The organism is Brevundimonas fluminis (assembly GCF_003934285.1).
Classification (GTDB): Bacteria; Pseudomonadota; Alphaproteobacteria; order Caulobacterales; family Caulobacteraceae; genus Brevundimonas; species Brevundimonas fluminis.
In genome coordinates this window covers 180729-194178 of record NZ_RQWJ01000004.1, presented here as the reverse complement: position 1 = coordinate 194178, position 13450 = coordinate 180729, and the positions used below count along the sequence as shown (strand labels likewise).

The 13450-nt window shown below is 71.6% G+C and carries 16 protein-coding genes; 7 read left to right on the top strand and 9 right to left on the bottom strand.

Translation table 11 applies throughout. From position 1 onward, the window contains the following. Positions 1-348: an ArsC family reductase gene (locus EFJ44_RS09825; protein WP_125257045.1), complete on the bottom strand. Its 348-nt coding sequence runs from the start codon at positions 346-348 to the stop codon at positions 1-3. A 104-nt stretch (positions 349-452) separates the two neighbouring features. On the opposite strand from EFJ44_RS09825, the gene EFJ44_RS09820 reads away from it, so the two are divergent. Continuing rightward, a complete protein-coding gene (locus EFJ44_RS09820; protein WP_125257044.1) occupies positions 453-1238 on the top strand; it encodes a crotonase/enoyl-CoA hydratase family protein in 786 nt (261 codons plus the stop codon). A gap of 6 nt (positions 1239-1244) precedes the next feature. Here the strand turns inward: EFJ44_RS09820 and guaA are convergent, their stop codons facing one another. Genes guaA through guaB form a run of 4 tightly spaced genes read right to left on the bottom strand, consistent with a single transcriptional unit; the run spans position 1245 to position 5906 of the window. Then, a complete protein-coding gene (gene guaA, locus EFJ44_RS09815; RefSeq protein ID WP_125257043.1) occupies positions 1245-2798 on the bottom strand; it encodes a glutamine-hydrolyzing GMP synthase in 1554 nt (517 codons plus the stop codon). Beyond that, a complete protein-coding gene (locus tag EFJ44_RS09810) occupies positions 2795-4024 on the bottom strand; it encodes an RsmB/NOP family class I SAM-dependent RNA methyltransferase (protein ID WP_125257042.1) in 1230 nt (409 codons plus the stop codon). The genes guaA and EFJ44_RS09810 overlap by 4 nt, the downstream gene beginning before the upstream one ends. Before the next feature lie 10 nt (positions 4025-4034). Then, complete coding sequence (locus tag EFJ44_RS09805) at positions 4035-4427, bottom strand: MAPEG family protein (protein ID WP_125257041.1); 393 nt, start codon at positions 4425-4427, stop codon at positions 4035-4037. A 21-nt stretch (positions 4428-4448) separates the two neighbouring features. Then, positions 4449-5906 (bottom strand): IMP dehydrogenase, encoded by a 1458-nt coding sequence (gene guaB, locus EFJ44_RS09800; protein WP_125257040.1) that lies wholly within the window; start codon positions 5904-5906, stop codon positions 4449-4451. A gap of 132 nt (positions 5907-6038) precedes the next feature. Here guaB and EFJ44_RS09795 point away from each other — a divergent pair, with 132 nt between their 5' ends. The 5 genes from EFJ44_RS09795 (at position 6039) to EFJ44_RS09775 (ending at position 9697) form a co-directional block, all read left to right on the top strand. Beyond that, entirely contained in the window at positions 6039-6581 is a 543-nt protein-coding gene (locus tag EFJ44_RS09795; protein ID WP_125257039.1) for a DUF2061 domain-containing protein, read from the top strand. A 49-nt stretch (positions 6582-6630) separates the two neighbouring features. Further along, on the top strand, positions 6631-8454 hold the full coding sequence (gene mutL / locus EFJ44_RS09790) for a DNA mismatch repair endonuclease MutL (protein ID WP_125257038.1): 1824 nt from the start codon (positions 6631-6633) through the stop codon (positions 8452-8454). An 8-nt stretch (positions 8455-8462) separates the two neighbouring features. Beyond that, positions 8463-8750, top strand: a complete 288-nt coding sequence (locus tag EFJ44_RS09785) for a hypothetical protein (protein ID WP_125257037.1) — start codon at positions 8463-8465, stop codon at positions 8748-8750. A 2-nt stretch (positions 8751-8752) separates the two neighbouring features. Beyond that, positions 8753-9211 carry a low molecular weight protein-tyrosine-phosphatase gene (locus EFJ44_RS09780; protein WP_125257036.1) on the top strand — a complete coding sequence of 153 codons (459 nt, stop codon included), beginning with the start codon at positions 8753-8755 and terminating at the stop codon, positions 9209-9211. Between the two features lie 93 nt (positions 9212-9304). Beyond that, on the top strand, positions 9305-9697 hold the full coding sequence (locus EFJ44_RS09775) for a hypothetical protein (protein ID WP_125257035.1): 393 nt from the start codon (positions 9305-9307) through the stop codon (positions 9695-9697). Between the two features lie 10 nt (positions 9698-9707). On the opposite strand, the gene EFJ44_RS09770 is transcribed toward EFJ44_RS09775, so the two are convergent. Continuing rightward, a complete protein-coding gene (locus tag EFJ44_RS09770; RefSeq protein ID WP_125257034.1) occupies positions 9708-10787 on the bottom strand; it encodes a Kelch repeat-containing protein in 1080 nt (359 codons plus the stop codon). A 192-nt stretch (positions 10788-10979) separates the two neighbouring features. Here EFJ44_RS09770 and EFJ44_RS09765 point away from each other — a divergent pair, with 192 nt between their 5' ends. After that, positions 10980-11255, top strand: a complete 276-nt coding sequence (locus EFJ44_RS09765; RefSeq protein WP_125257033.1) for a YjhX family toxin — start codon at positions 10980-10982, stop codon at positions 11253-11255. On the opposite strand, the gene rsmD is transcribed toward EFJ44_RS09765, so the two are convergent. From rsmD to EFJ44_RS09750, 3 genes are read right to left on the bottom strand one after another with little or no spacing between them, the layout of a single operon-like run. Next, positions 11238-11813: a 16S rRNA (guanine(966)-N(2))-methyltransferase RsmD gene (gene rsmD, locus EFJ44_RS09760; RefSeq protein WP_125257032.1), complete on the bottom strand. Its 576-nt coding sequence runs from the start codon at positions 11811-11813 to the stop codon at positions 11238-11240. The two genes, EFJ44_RS09765 and rsmD, sit on opposite strands and share 18 nt — an antisense overlap. A 1-nt stretch (position 11814) precedes the next feature. Then, entirely contained in the window at positions 11815-12498 is a 684-nt protein-coding gene (locus tag EFJ44_RS09755) for a lysophospholipid acyltransferase family protein (RefSeq protein WP_125257031.1), read from the bottom strand. Beyond that, positions 12479-13444 (bottom strand): phosphatidate cytidylyltransferase, encoded by a 966-nt coding sequence (locus EFJ44_RS09750; protein WP_125257030.1) that lies wholly within the window; start codon positions 13442-13444, stop codon positions 12479-12481. Before EFJ44_RS09750 ends, EFJ44_RS09755 begins: the two co-directional genes overlap by 20 nt. Positions 13445-13450 lie beyond the last annotated feature (6 nt).

Genomic DNA, 13450 nt, shown 5'->3' with positions numbered 1-13450 from the left:
TCAGCCCAGCGCCGCGCCCCACGCCGCCGGATCGAACCCGACCAGCGTCCGCCCGTCCTCGAGCGCCAGCACCGGCCGCTTGATCATCGACGGCTGCGCCAGCATCAGCGCGACGGCCTTGTCGGCGTCCAGTCCGGTCTTGTCCGCATCGGGCAGCGCCCGGAACGTCGTCCCCTTGCGGTTGAGCACCGTCTCCCACCCGTGCGCCGCGACCCAGCCCCGCAGAACCGCCTCGTCGACGCCCGCCTTCTTGTAGTCGTGGAAGGCGAACGCCGTGCCGCGGTTGTCCAGCCAGACGCGGGCCTTCTTGACGTTGTCGCAGTTGGGGATGCCGTAAAGGGTGATCATGGGCTCGTCCTGCCGTGGGTCGCGCCGCAGGGCAAGGCTTGGCCGCGCCTCTGGCGTTCCCCGCGGTCAGCCCGGTACGAATCGTCGGCATCCCGGAGACCGCCATGACCCAACGCGTGAGCATCACCTTCGCCGACGGCGTCGCCGACGTGCGGCTCAGCCGGCCCGACAAGCTCAACGCGCTCGACATGCCGATGCTCGAGGCGCTGGCCGACGCGCCCGCCCGGCTGGCGGCGACGCCGGGCCTGCGCGCGGTGGTGCTCTCGGGCGAGGGGCGCGGCTTCTGCGCCGGGCTGGACAAGGCGACCATGGGCGGGCTGGCCGGCGCCGGGCTGGACGTCGTCTCCCGCACCCACGGCCTGGCCAACCTGTTCCAGCAGACCGCCTGGGGCTGGCGCGACCTGCCCGTGCCGGTCATCGCCGCGGGCCATGGCGTGATCTTCGGCGGCGGACTCCAGGTCTTCTCCGGCGCCGACGTCCGCATCGCCCGCCGCGACGCGCGCCTGTCGGTCATGGAGATGAAGTGGGGCATCGTGCCCGACATGGCCGGCTTCGCCCTGTGGCGCGGTCTGGTCCGCGACGACGTGCTGCGCGAGCTGATCTACACGGCGCGGGAGTTCTCGGGCGAAGAAGGCGTCGCGCTGGGCCTGGTCACCCGCCTCGCCGACGACCCGCACGCCGAGGCCGTGGCGCTGGCCCGCCAGATCGCGGCCCGCAACCCCGACGCCGTCCGCGCCGCCAAGCGCCTGGCCAACCTGTCCCGCGACGCCGGCGCCGACCGGATTCTGATGGCCGAAAGCGTCGAACAGACCGCCCTGATCGCCACGCCCAACCAGATGGAGGCGGTCATGGCCAATGTGCGGAAACGCCGGCCGGTCTTCACCGACTGACCGGGATCACTCCCACTCGATCGTGCCCGGCGGTTTCGACGTCACGTCGTAAACGACGCGGTTCACGCCGCGCACCTCGTTGACGATGCGCGTGGCGGTACGGCCCAGCACGTCCCACGGAAACTCGAAGAAGTCCGCCGTCATGCCGTCGGTCGAGGTGACGGCCCGCAGGGCCAGCACCTTCTCATAGGTCCGCGCGTCGCCCATGACGCCGACGGTCTTGACCGGCAGCAGCACGGCGAACGCCTGCCAGATCTTGTCGTACAGCCCCGCCTTGCGGATCTCGTCCAGATAGATGGCGTCCGCCTCCTGCAGGGTCGCCACCGCGTCCGGCGTGATCTCGCCGGGGATGCGGATGGCCAGGCCCGGCCCCGGGAACGGATGCCGTCCCACGAAGGCGTCGCTCAGGCCCAGCTCGCGGCCCAGCGCCCGCACCTCGTCCTTGAACAGTTCGCGCAGCGGCTCGACCAGCTTCAGCTTCATGTAGTCCGGCAGGCCGCCGACGTTGTGGTGGCTCTTGATCACGTGCGCCTTGCCGCTGGACGACGACACGCTCTCGATCACGTCGGGATACAGCGTCCCCTGGGCCAGGAACTCCGCGCCCTCGATCTTCTGCGCCTCACGGTCGAACACCTCGATGAAGACCCGACCGATGGTCTTCCGTTTGGTCTCCGGATCGGACTGCCCCGCCAGAGCGCCGAGGAATTCCTTCGATGCGTCGACGTGAATGAGCGGGATGTTGTAGTGATCCCGGAACAGGGTCGTGACCTGCGTCGCCTCGTCCTTGCGCAGCAGGCCGGTGTCCACGAAGACGCAGGTCAGCTGGTCGCCGATCGCCTCGTGGATCAGCACCGCCGCCACCGAGCTGTCGACCCCGCCCGACAGGCCGCAGATCACCTTGGCGTCGCCGACCTGCTCGCGGATCTGGGCGATCTTCTCCTCGCGATAGGCCGCCATGGTCCAGTCGCCCTTCAGTCCCGCGATGCCGTGGGTGAAGTTGCGCAGCATCCGGTCGCCGCGGGGTGTGTGCATGACTTCCGGATGGAATTGAATGCCGTAGAAGCGTCTCTTCTCGTCGCCGATCACCGCATAGGGCGACCCCGGCGAGGTGGCGATGACGTCGAAGCCGTCGGGGATGGCCGTGATCTTGTCGCCGTGGCTCATCCACACCGGCTCGTCCTCGCCGACGCCCGCCAGCCCTTCCAGGAGCGGCGAGGCCTTTTGCACCGTGATCGCAGCCCGCCCGAACTCGCGGTGATGGCCGCCCTCGACCTTGCCGCCCAGCTGCTCGCACATCGTCATCTCGCCGTAGCAGATGCCCAGCACCGGCACCCCGGCCGTGAACACCGACTCCGGCGCGCGCGGGCTGCCTTCCTCGTGCACGCTCTCCGGCCCGCCGGACAGGATGATCGCGGCGGGGTTCATCGCCGCCATCGCGGCTTCCGCCTTCGCGTAGGGATGGATCTCGCAATAGACCTTGGCCTCGCGCAGCCGCCGCGCGATCAGCTGCGTCACCTGGCTGCCGAAGTCGACGATCAGGACTTTCTGGTGGTCGGTCATGGGGTCCGTTCGTACAGGGCGAAGAAGAAGCCGTCGGTGTTCGTCGCGGCGGGCGACAGGCGGCGCCGCGCACCGACCGGGGCGAACTCGGGATGCGCGGTCTCGAAGGCGTCGGCGCTGGCCTCGTTCTCTCGACTCAGCATCGAACAGGTCACGTAAGCCAGACGCCCGCCCGGCTTCACCAGCTTGGCCGCCTGATCCAGAATGCGCACCTGCAGGGCATGCAGCCGCTCGACCTCCTCCGCCGTCAGCCGCCACGCGTCCTCGGGCCGCCGCCGCCAGGTGCCGGAGCCGCTGCACGGCGCGTCGACGAAGACCAGATCGGCCTGCCCGTTCAGGTCCTCCATCCCGCCGCCGTTCTGCCCGATCAGCCGCAGCTCCGCCTCGACGCTCGCGCGCGCGAGCCTGGGCCGGATGTTTTCGAGCCGTTTGGCCACGACGTCCGAGGCGACCAGCGTGCCCTGGCCCTCCAACGCCGCCGCCAGCCCCAGCGTCTTGCCGCCGCCGCCGGCGCAGTAGTCGACCACGGTCAGGCCCGGCGCCGCGCCGGCCAGAGCGCAGACGATCTGGCTGCCCTCGTCCTGGATCTCGATGCGGCCCGACTTGAAGGCCTCCAGCGCCTGCACGTTCGGCGGCGGCTCCGACGCCAGCCTCAGGCCGACCGGCGAGCCCGGCGTCCGCGAGGGCTGCAGGCCCGCCTCGATCAGCTCCGCCTCGACCTGGTCGACCGTCGCCCTGGCCAGGTTGACCCGCAGGTCGATCGGCGCGCGGGGCTGCATCAGTTCGCGCGCCTCCTCCGTCCAGCGGTCGCCGAAGGTGGCCTTGAAGTCCTCGACCACGAACTCCGGCAGACCCGCCTGCACCCACCCCGGCAGATCGCCCTCGCCGGCCGTGATCCGGCTGCGCTCCTGCTTCGACAGCGGGCGAGGGCCATAGCCGTCGCCGGAATGCAGCGCCTCGATCTCTTCCAGCGTCAGCCCGTCCAGCGCCGCCAGCGAGCCGATCACCAGCGCCCGCCCGTCCTCGCGTCCGCCCATGATCCACGACAGCCGTCCGCGCGCGCGCAGCACCTTGTAGACCCGGTCGGCGATGGCCCGGCGATCCTTGGACCCGGCATAGCGGTTGGCCGCGCCCCAGGCCTTCAGCACGGCCTCGGCCGGTTGGCGCCCCTGGGCGATCGAGTCCAGGACCGAGGCGGCGGCGGCGAGGCGGGCGGAAGGGGTCACGAGTCTCCGATCAGGCGAACAGGGCGGCGATGATCATCACCAGGCCGCCGGTCGCGACCAGCCAGACCAGCGAGCGCACGTAGGGCACGCCCAGCGCATATAGGGGCAGGTAGATCACGCGCCCGAAGAAATAGAGATGCGCGCCCCAGTACGTCAGGGGCCCGGCCTTGTCCGCCACGTGGGCGATCAACACCGCGCCGATGAACAGCGGCAGGGTCTCGAACAGGTTGGCCTGCGCCCGCATCAGACGCGCGGCCAGCTTGCCCGGCGGCGGCGTCTCGCCGTCCCGCGGCCCGGCGTTCCACTTGGCGCCCAGTTCCGCGGTGCGCGCCAGGCCCGCGGCCGCGATCTGGACCAGCGCCAGGATCAGGGTGAAGGCCAGAAGGATCAGGTCCGGCGCCATGTCCATCGTCCTCTGCTCCCCTCACCCCTGCCGATAGTTCGGCGCCTCGCGCGTGATCATCACGTCGTGGACGTGGCTTTCGCGCAGGCCGGCCCCGGTGATGCGCACGAACCGCGCGCGCTCCTGCAGCTCCCGGATCGTCCCGGCGCCGACGTAGCCCATGGCCGCGCGCAGTCCGCCGACCATCTGGTGCAGCACGGGCGCGATCGGGCCCTTGTAGGGCGTCTGGCCCTCGATGCCCTCGGGCACCAGCTTCTGGGTCTCGACCTCCTTCTGGAAGTAGCGGTCGGCGCTGCCCGCGCCCATCGCCCCCACCGAGCCCATGCCGCGATAGCTCTTGTAGCTGCGGCCCTGGTAAAGGAAGACCTCGCCCGGCGCCTCGTCGGTGCCCGCGAACATCGAGCCCATCATGGCGACCGACGCGCCCGCCGCGATGGCCTTGGCCAGGTCGCCCGAATACTTGATCCCTCCGTCGGCGATGACCGGCGCGCCCGACTCCTTCGCCGCCCGCGTCGCCTCCATGATCGCCGTCAGCTGGGGCACCCCCACGCCGGCGACGATGCGGGTGGTGCAGATGCTGCCCGGCCCGATGCCCACCTTCACCGCATCCGCGCCCGCGTCGATCAGGGCGCGCGCGGCGTCATAGGTGGCGATGTTGCCGGCCACGATCTGAAGCCGGTTGTTCTCGCGCTTGATGCGCTCGACCACCCTGGCCACCTGGGCGGAGTGGCCGTGGGCGGTGTCGATGACCACCACGTCGGCGCCCGCGTCGGCCAGCGCCATCGCCCGCTCGAACCCGCTGTCGCCCACGGTCGAGGCCGCGCCGACCAGCAGGCGGCCCTGGTCGTCCTTGGCCGCGTTGGGGAAGGCCTGGGCCTTCTCGATGTCCTTCATGGTGATCAGGCCGACGGCGCGGTGATCCTCGTCCACCACGATGACCCGCTCGATCTTGCGGGTGCGCAGCAGCTCGCGCGCGGCCTCCTTGCCCGCGCCCTCGCGCAGGGTGACCAGCTCGCCCGTGGTCATCAGGTCCGCGGCCTTGCGGTTCGGGTCGCTCTCGAAGCGCATGTCGCGGTTGGTCAGCATGCCGACCAGCTTGCCGGTCGTCCGGTCCACCACGGGGAAGCCGCTGATCTTCTTGCGCGCCACGATCTCGCGCACCTCACCCAGGGTGGTGTCGGGGTGCACCGTCACCGGGTTCACCACCATGCCGCTCTCATAGCGCTTGACCTGGCGGACCTGCTCGGCCTGCTCGTCGACGGTCAGGTTGCGGTGGATGACCCCCAGCCCTCCCGCCTGCGCCATGGCGATGGCCAGACGCGCCTCGGTCACCGTGTCCATGGCGGACGACAGCAGCGGGATGTTCAGCTTGATGTCGCGGGTCAGGCGCGTCGAGACGTCCGCGTCGGCGGGCATGATCTCGGACGGGCCGGGTTCGAGCAAAACATCGTCGAAGGTGAGCCCTTCGCGAATCTCCATGAGGAGCCTCCGTTTTGCGGGCCGCGTATAACCGCCGCGGCCGTGGAACCGCAAGGGCTTCGGACGAGCTATCTGTCCGACGAGAAAAATTGCCTTGCGCGGCGGCGGTCGCGACACGATTTTCGGAACTGTATGGTCAAGTTGCTCATCTCGACCGCCCGCAACCTCGCGCTCAAGATCGCGAGCTACGGCGTCATGCACCTGGTGGTGGCCATCCTGGTCGCCTTCGCCATCACGCGCGACTGGCGTCTGGCGCTGGCCGTGGGTCTGGTCGAGCCCTTCTTCCAGACCATCGCCTATTCGATCCACGACCGCGTCTGGCACCGCATCGAGCGGCGGCGGATGCTGTCCGGGCTGGAGGAGGCGTCCGAGGCCTTCACCGCCCGCCTCGAGGTCATGTCGATCGAGGAGCAGAACCGCGCCCACCACGGCCACAGTCACGCCCTGCCGACCTCGTTCAAGCAGATCGCGCTGAAGACCGTCACCTATGGCGTCATGCACTTCACCGTGGCGGTGGCCGTCGCCTATGCCCTGACCCAGAACTGGAAGGTGGCCCTGGCCATCGGCGTCATCGAGCCGCTGGTCCAGACGGTCTTCTTCACCGTCCACGACCGGATCTGGAGCCGCATCGAGGCCCGCCGCGAGGCCCGCCGCGCGGCCCTGGCCGAGGCCTGATCCGGCCGCACTGACGAATCCCGTCCGACGCGCCTATCTTGGGCGTCCCATGCCCATCCGCCGCCTCTCGCCCGAGACCGTCAACCGCATCGCCGCCGGCGAGGTGATCGACCGCCCGGCCGGCGCGGTGAAGGAGCTGGTCGAGAACGCCATCGACGCCGGCGCCACATCCATCGAGATCCACGCCGACGGCGGCGGCCTGTCGCGCATCCTGGTGGCCGACGACGGCAAGGGCATACCGCGCGACGAGCTGCCGCTGGCGGTCGAGCGCCACGCGACCTCGAAGCTGGAGCCCGACGACGCCGGCGACGTCGACCTGCTGCGGATCTTCACCCTGGGCTTCCGCGGCGAGGCCCTGCCCTCCATCGGCTCGGTCGCCCGCCTGTCGCTGACCGCCCGCACGGCGGGAGACGAGGCCTGGGCCATGCAGGTCAACGGCGGCGCGGCCGTCGGCCCGGCCCCCGCCCCCTTCCCCGCCCCGCACGGCGCGCGGGTCGAGGTGCGCGACCTGTTCTACGCCACCCCCGCCCGGCTGAAGTTCATGAAGTCGGCCCGTGCCGAGGCCATGGCCATCACCGAAGAGATCAAGCGTCAGGCCATGGCGCACGAGGCCGTCGCCTTCACCCTGCTGCTGGACGGCCGCGCCGTGCTGCGCCTGCCCGCCGAAGCGAAAGGCGACGAGGGTCGCCTGCGCCGCCTCGCCGCCCTGCTGGGTCGCGACTTCGAGGCGAATGCGCTGCTGATCGACCAGACGCGCGAGGGCCTGCGCCTCTCGGGCTATGCCGGCCTGCCCACCTATTCGCGGGGCAATGCCGCGCACCAGTTCCTGTTCGTCAACGGCCGCCCGGTGAAGGACCGCCTGCTGCACGGCGCCATCCGCGGCGCCTACGCCGACTTCCTGGCCCGCGACCGCCACCCGGCCGCGGCCCTGTTCCTGGACCTCGATCCGCTGCAGGTCGACGTCAACGTGCACCCGGCCAAGGCCGAGGTCCGCTTCCGCGACCCCGCCCTGGTCCGCGGTCTGATCGTCGGCGCCCTGCGTCACGCGCTCGCCGGGGCCGGCCACCGGGCCTCGACCACGGTCGCGGCGGACGCGCTGGCGGGGTTCACCGCCCACCAGGCGCCCGGCCACCGCCCGCCTCCCAGCGCCGCCGGCTTCAGCGGCTGGACCGGCTGGGACGCGCCCCGCCCCGCCCCCCAGATCATCCCCGGCCTTGAGGAGCGCAGCGCCCGCGTCGAACCGGGTCAGGCCGCCCTACCGCCTACTCCTGCCGCCTACCCCTCCGAGCTCGACTTCCCCCTCGGCGCCGCCCGCGCCCAGCTGCACGGAACCTACATCGTCGCCCAGACCCGCGACGGCCTGGTCGTGGTCGACCAGCACGCGGCGCACGAGCGGCTGGTCTATGAGCGGATGAAGGCCCAGATGGCGACCGGCGCCGTCACCCGTCAGGCCCTGCTGACGCCGGAGGTGGTCGAGCTCGACCCCGTCGAGGCCGACCGCGTCGTCGCCCGCGCCGACGAACTGGCCGAGCTGGGCCTGATCGTCGAACCCTTCGGCGGCGGCGCCGTCCTGGTGCGCGAGACCCCGGCCCTGCTCGGAGACACCGACGTCCAGGGCCTGATCCGCGACATCGCCGACGACCTGGCCGAACACGGCGCGGCCCTCAGCCTGAAGGAGCGCATGGCCGAGGTCTGCGGCACCATGGCCTGCCACGGCTCCGTCCGCGCCGGGCGGGTGCTCAGCGCGCCCGAGATGAACGCCCTGCTGAGGCAGATGGAAGCGACGCCGCACTCCGGCCAGTGCAACCACGGAAGGCCGACTTACGTGGAGCTGAAGCTGGCCGACCTGGAACGGTTGTTCGGGAGGCGGTGAGGCACGCAATGAACATCAGGCTGGCGACCGGCCTCTACATGGCGGCATTCTTGCCGGTGCTGGCCGTCTGGGTCCTTCTTGCTCCCCGTCAGCCGCTCCTCGGCGTCGTCGCCGTTTCAGGATACGTCATAGGCCTATTCCTGCTTCGCTGTCCCGCCTGCGGCTTCAGCACCTGGCGGACTGAGGACGAGCCCGCATTCGGCGTGCAACGGAACAGTCCGATCCCGAACCGCCACTGCGCGAGATGCGGTCTCGATTTCAGGACCAACGGCTTCGGAAAGCGCCCCAAACTCTGAGCATGCCCTCCCTCCTCTTCGTCTGCCTCGGCAACACCTGTCGCTCTCCGCTCGCGGAGGGCGCGCTGTGCGCCGAGGCGGCGCGGCGCGGGCTGGACCTGACCGTCGACTCCGCCGGCACGGGCGACTGGCACGCGGGGGAGGCGCCGGATCGGCGGGCGCAGGCGACGGCGCGGCGGCACGGGGTGGACGTCTCCGGCCTGCGGGCCCGGCAGGTGAGTCCCGACGACTTCCGCCGCTTCGACCATGTGATCGCCTTGGACCACGAGAACCTGGCGAACCTGCGCGCCCTCGCTCCCGCCGACGCCACGGCGCAACTCAGCCTGCTGCTCGACTGGGTCCCGGGCCGCGCGGGTCAGGCCGTGGCCGACCCCTGGTTCGGCGACGAGGCCGGTTTCGAGACCGCCTGGGCCGACGTCTCCGCCGCCGCCCGCGCCATCGCGGACCGGCTGGCCGACTGAGCCCCTCCGTCAGAAACCGCGAGTTTCCGACGGCTTGACGGCCGCGTTCGTCGCGACATCCTCAGGGCGCGAAACGAGAGGGGAGACTCGACCATGCGCACAGCCCGCGCCCTGCTGATCCTGACCGCCGCCGGCCTGACCACGGCCTGCGGTCCCACCGTCATCAGCCGGCACAGCCTCGGCTATCTGGACCCCGGCATGGGCGTGGAGGTGCGGATCGTTCAGCCCGACTGGATGGATCCCAACTACCAGACCCGGGAACTGTGGGGCTTCAACTCCGGCGACGAGCCGGTGTGCGTCGGCTACAAGAACGCCGGCTCTTCCTGGTATTCGGCGCTGATCGCCCCGGGCACGGAGCGCAAGCTGCTCAGCCTCGGCAGCGGCTACATCGAGGCGCCGCGCGGGCTGGTCGCCACCATGCCGAATGGTGAGGCCTGCACCGACGCCTACGTGGCGCGGATGTCGGAACAGGCCGGCCGACGCTAGCGCGGCGAGCTCAGCGCCACGGCGACGGCGTCCACGCCTCCACCACGCCCGTGGCGTTGCCGCCCGAGACCACGTCCCCGCCGCCGACGGCCACCACCCGGCCGTGCCACTCCACCGCCGCAAGCCCGTGGCGCGGCGTCTGCATGTCCGGCCCGCGCTCCCACACGTCGCGGCCGACCGAGTAGACCCAGGTCTCGGCGAAGACCCCGCCCCCGCCGCCTTCCGCGCGGGGCCGGAACCACTCGCCCCCGAACGCGACCAGCCGTCCGGGAAGCGCGACCAGCGCCAGTCCGCCGCCGACCTGCTGTCCCGACGCCCCGGACCGGGGAATGGGCGCCAGGGTGTCCCACCGGTCGGCGACGGGGTCGTACCGGTCCAGCCGCCCCGTGCCGCCGCCGCTCACCGTGCGCCCGCCCGCGATCCACAGCGCCCCGTCCAGCACGGCGCCCGCCGCGCTGTTGCGCGCCATCGGGCACGGCCGCGCCGTCTCCCACCGCCCGTCGGCCAGCACCAGATGCCGGTCGACGTCGGCCTGATCGTTCCACCCGCCGTTGGCCGCCCCGCCCGGCGATCTGCCCGTCACCAGATGCACCCGCCCGCCGTGGCTCAGGCCCACCGCCTCGGCCTGCGGCACGGGCAGGGCCGGTCCGTCGGCCCACGCCGTCGCGCCGGGCGTCAGCGACCAGACCTCGGCGGCGTTGGTCCACTCGCCTGCGTCGGACCGGCCGTAGCCGCCGATCGCCCACAGGGTTTCTCCCGACGCGACCATCATGGGATGATGCCGGGGCGCCGGCAGGCGCGGCCCTTCGCTCCAGCTCATCCGCGACGGGTCGAACAGCGCCAGCCGGTCCTCGATGTGAAGCGGCTGCCCCTGCACGGACTTCAGCCCGCCCGCCGTGGCGATGCGCCCGTCCCAGACGGCGGCGTAGATCTCCTGCACCGCCCACGGCATGGCGGGCCAGCCGTCCCAGCCGACGGCCGTCTCCGGGAAGACCTCCCAGTCGCCGGGACCGGCTTCCCTCGGGGGCGGCGCGCACGCGCCCAGCGCGGCGGCGGCGGTCAGGAAGGCGCGGCGGTCGATGCGGGTCATGCGCCCAGACTGGCCCGAAACCGCCGCCTGTGCCATATCCCGCGTCTCCCCGGGCATTCCGCCCGACAGGAAGTCCATGTCCGAGATTGCGCGACAGGCCTGAGGCCTCGCAGCAAGCCTGTGAAGAGCCTCTGACCCGCCCTCCGGCCCGCGCGCCGGAGCGACCCGTCACGCCATTCGGACAATCCTCAAATGAACATCTCCCGTGCGGAACAGCGCACGCTTCACTGCCTCGCCCAGGGCGGCGGCATCGTGCTGGAACGCGACGCCGACGGCCGCGTGCTGGCGGCCCTCTGCTGGACCCGCGACGGCTTGCTGCTGACCGACTGCACCCTGTCGGTCTGGAAGAAGCTGAAGACCAAGGGGCTGATCGCCAGCCGCGGCGGCGGCCCCTATCGCGTCAACCGCGCCGGCCTGGCCCGCATGCGCAGCCAGCTGGACAACCGCGTCTCAGCCCGGCGCTGGTAGGGCCCGCAGGAAAAGGACGCGCGCGGCCCCCCAGTCGCGCGCGTCCAGCCGCTCATAGCCGGGCGTCTCGATGTCCGGTTCATCGACGCCGCGCTCGAACACCACGATGGCCCCGGGCGCCAGCCAGCCGCCCTCCAGCAGCCGCGCCAGCGTCTGCTCGCCCAGTCCCTGCCGGTACGGCGGGTCCAGGAAGGCCAGGGTGAAGGCCTCGCCCGCCGACCCCGGCCGCGCCCCCAGGTCCGTCGCGCTCCTGCGGTGCACCCGGCTGCGCCCGAACAGGCCATAGGCGTCCATGTTCTCGCGGATCGCGCCCCGCGCCGCGTCGTCCGTCTCCACGAACAGGGCGAACGCCGCCCCTCGGCTCAGCGCCTCATAGCCCAGCGCGCCCGACCCCGCGTACAGGTCGATGACCCGCTGGTCCTGCAGGCCCTCGGCCCACGGCGCGTGCTCCAGGATGTTGAAGATCGCCTGCCGCGCGCGGTCGCTGGTCGGGCGGGTGCCCTGCCCCTCCGGCGCGACGATGGCCCGGCCCTTCAGCGATCCCGCGACGATCCGCATCTCAACTCCACTTCTGCGGCGGCGCGCTGGCCGCCAGCGCTTCCAGCCGCTCGCGCAGCGCGGCGGTGAACCCCGGCCGGTCCTGCCCCTCTTCCCAGACCAGCGGCTCGCCGACCAGCGCGGTGCAGTTCATCGGCACCGGCGTCCGCGCGCCCTTGGGCAGAACCCGGTCCGCGCCCTGGATCCAGATCGGGATCACCGGCGCCGCCGGCCAGGCCTCCGCCAGCCGCGCGACCCCGCCCTTCAGGTCCCCCATGCCCTGCCCCGAGCCGCGCGTGCCCTCCGGGAAGACCAGGATGATCTCGCCCCGCTCCAGCGCGCGCCGCGCCGGCGCCAGCACGTCCTCGCCCCGCTTCACCTTGCGCGAGATCGGGCTGATGCCGATCAGGTTCAGCGACACCCAACTGATCGCGGGGTTGGCCAGGAAGTAGTCCGCCGCCGCCACCGGCCGCACCTTGGCCAGCGTCTTCGCCGGAAACAGGCTCAGCAGCATGAAGGCGTCCATGTGGCTGGCGTGGTTGGCCGCGATGATGGCGGGGCCCGTCCGCGGCAGGCGTTCACGCCCGACCACGTCCATGCCGGTCAGGAACCGGACCGCGGGCGCCGCCAGAGCCGTCAGGAACGCCTGCCGCAGCCAGCTGTGCGGCCGCGCCGCCTCTCCGGGCTCAGTAGGGGGTGAGCGCATAGTAGGCCACGAGGTGGAAGAACAGGGGAGCGGTGAAGGTCAGGCTGTCGATCCGGTCCAGCAGGCCGCCGTGGCCGGGGATCAGCCGGCTGGTGTCCTTGACGCCCAGGTCGCGCTTGACCGCGCTCATGGTCACGTCGCCCGCGAAGCCCGCGACCGGAAGCAGCGCCGCCATCACCGCCGCCTGCCAGACGCTCAGCGGCGTGAAGACCGGCGCCAGCAGCCAGAAGGCCGCCGCCGTCAGGATCCAGCCCCCGACGAACCCCTCCCAGGTCTTGTTCGGACTGACCGTCGGCAGGATCTTGCGCCGGCCGAACGCCTTGCCGCACAGGAACTGGAAGACGTCATTGGCTTCCGTCGTCAGCAGCAGCAGGAACACCAGCCCCGCCGCCCCCGCCGGGGCCTCTTCGGCCGGGACCTTCATCAGCAGCGGCAGAACCGCCAGATTGAAGACGCAGACGATGACCGCCCAGGTGATCGTCGCCACCGTCGCCAGATAGGCCCGCGTCTGGCCGGCGATCGCCATCAGGAACGGCGTCACCAGGAAGAACCAGACCGGAATGGCCACCAGGTAGATGCGGTACTGGTCCAGCGCGACCAGACCGTAGGTCAGCGGCACGGTCAGATAGGCCCACAGCACGATCAGCCGGTCCTCGCGCCGCAGCGGCGCCAGCGACAGGATCTCTCTCAGCGCCACGAACGAGACGGCCGCGAACAGCACCGTAATGGCCGCCCAGCCCAGCGCCAGCGCAAGGGCGACGACCGCGATCATGCCCCACCACGACTGCACCCGGAGCCGCAGCTCGGTCCAGTCCCGGTCCGGTTTGGTCTTCTGCAGGAACAGAACGGCCAGCGAGGCGACGACCAGCACGACGGCCAGCCCGGCGAACCCCCACAACAGCGGCGGCCGGACCTCTCCCAATCCCGCTGTCAGCAGGTCGCTCATCGCCTA

Coding starts and splice junctions, on each gene's coding strand:
- rsmD (WP_125257032.1), bottom strand. CDS start 11,813: ATGCGGATCGTCGCGGGATCGCTGAAGGGCCGGGCCATCGTCGCGCCG.
- EFJ44_RS09780 (WP_125257036.1), top strand. CDS start 8,753: ATGCCCTCCCTCCTCTTCGTCTGCCTCGGCAACACCTGTCGCTCTCCG.
- EFJ44_RS09750 (WP_125257030.1), bottom strand. CDS start 13,444: ATGAGCGACCTGCTGACAGCGGGATTGGGAGAGGTCCGGCCGCCGCTG.
- EFJ44_RS09785 (WP_125257037.1), top strand. CDS start 8,463: ATGAACATCAGGCTGGCGACCGGCCTCTACATGGCGGCATTCTTGCCG.
- guaB (WP_125257040.1), bottom strand. CDS start 5,906: ATGGAGATTCGCGAAGGGCTCACCTTCGACGATGTTTTGCTCGAACCC.
- EFJ44_RS09765 (WP_125257033.1), top strand. CDS start 10,980: ATGAACATCTCCCGTGCGGAACAGCGCACGCTTCACTGCCTCGCCCAG.
- EFJ44_RS09795 (WP_125257039.1), top strand. CDS start 6,039: ATGGTCAAGTTGCTCATCTCGACCGCCCGCAACCTCGCGCTCAAGATC.
- EFJ44_RS09770 (WP_125257034.1), bottom strand. CDS start 10,787: ATGACCCGCATCGACCGCCGCGCCTTCCTGACCGCCGCCGCCGCGCTG.
- EFJ44_RS09755 (WP_125257031.1), bottom strand. CDS start 12,498: ATGCGCTCACCCCCTACTGAGCCCGGAGAGGCGGCGCGGCCGCACAGC.
- EFJ44_RS09825 (WP_125257045.1), bottom strand. CDS start 348: ATGATCACCCTTTACGGCATCCCCAACTGCGACAACGTCAAGAAGGCC.
- EFJ44_RS09820 (WP_125257044.1), top strand. CDS start 453: ATGACCCAACGCGTGAGCATCACCTTCGCCGACGGCGTCGCCGACGTG.
- mutL (WP_125257038.1), top strand. CDS start 6,631: ATGCCCATCCGCCGCCTCTCGCCCGAGACCGTCAACCGCATCGCCGCC.
- guaA (WP_125257043.1), bottom strand. CDS start 2,798: ATGACCGACCACCAGAAAGTCCTGATCGTCGACTTCGGCAGCCAGGTG.
- EFJ44_RS09775 (WP_125257035.1), top strand. CDS start 9,305: ATGCGCACAGCCCGCGCCCTGCTGATCCTGACCGCCGCCGGCCTGACC.
- EFJ44_RS09805 (WP_125257041.1), bottom strand. CDS start 4,427: ATGGCGCCGGACCTGATCCTTCTGGCCTTCACCCTGATCCTGGCGCTG.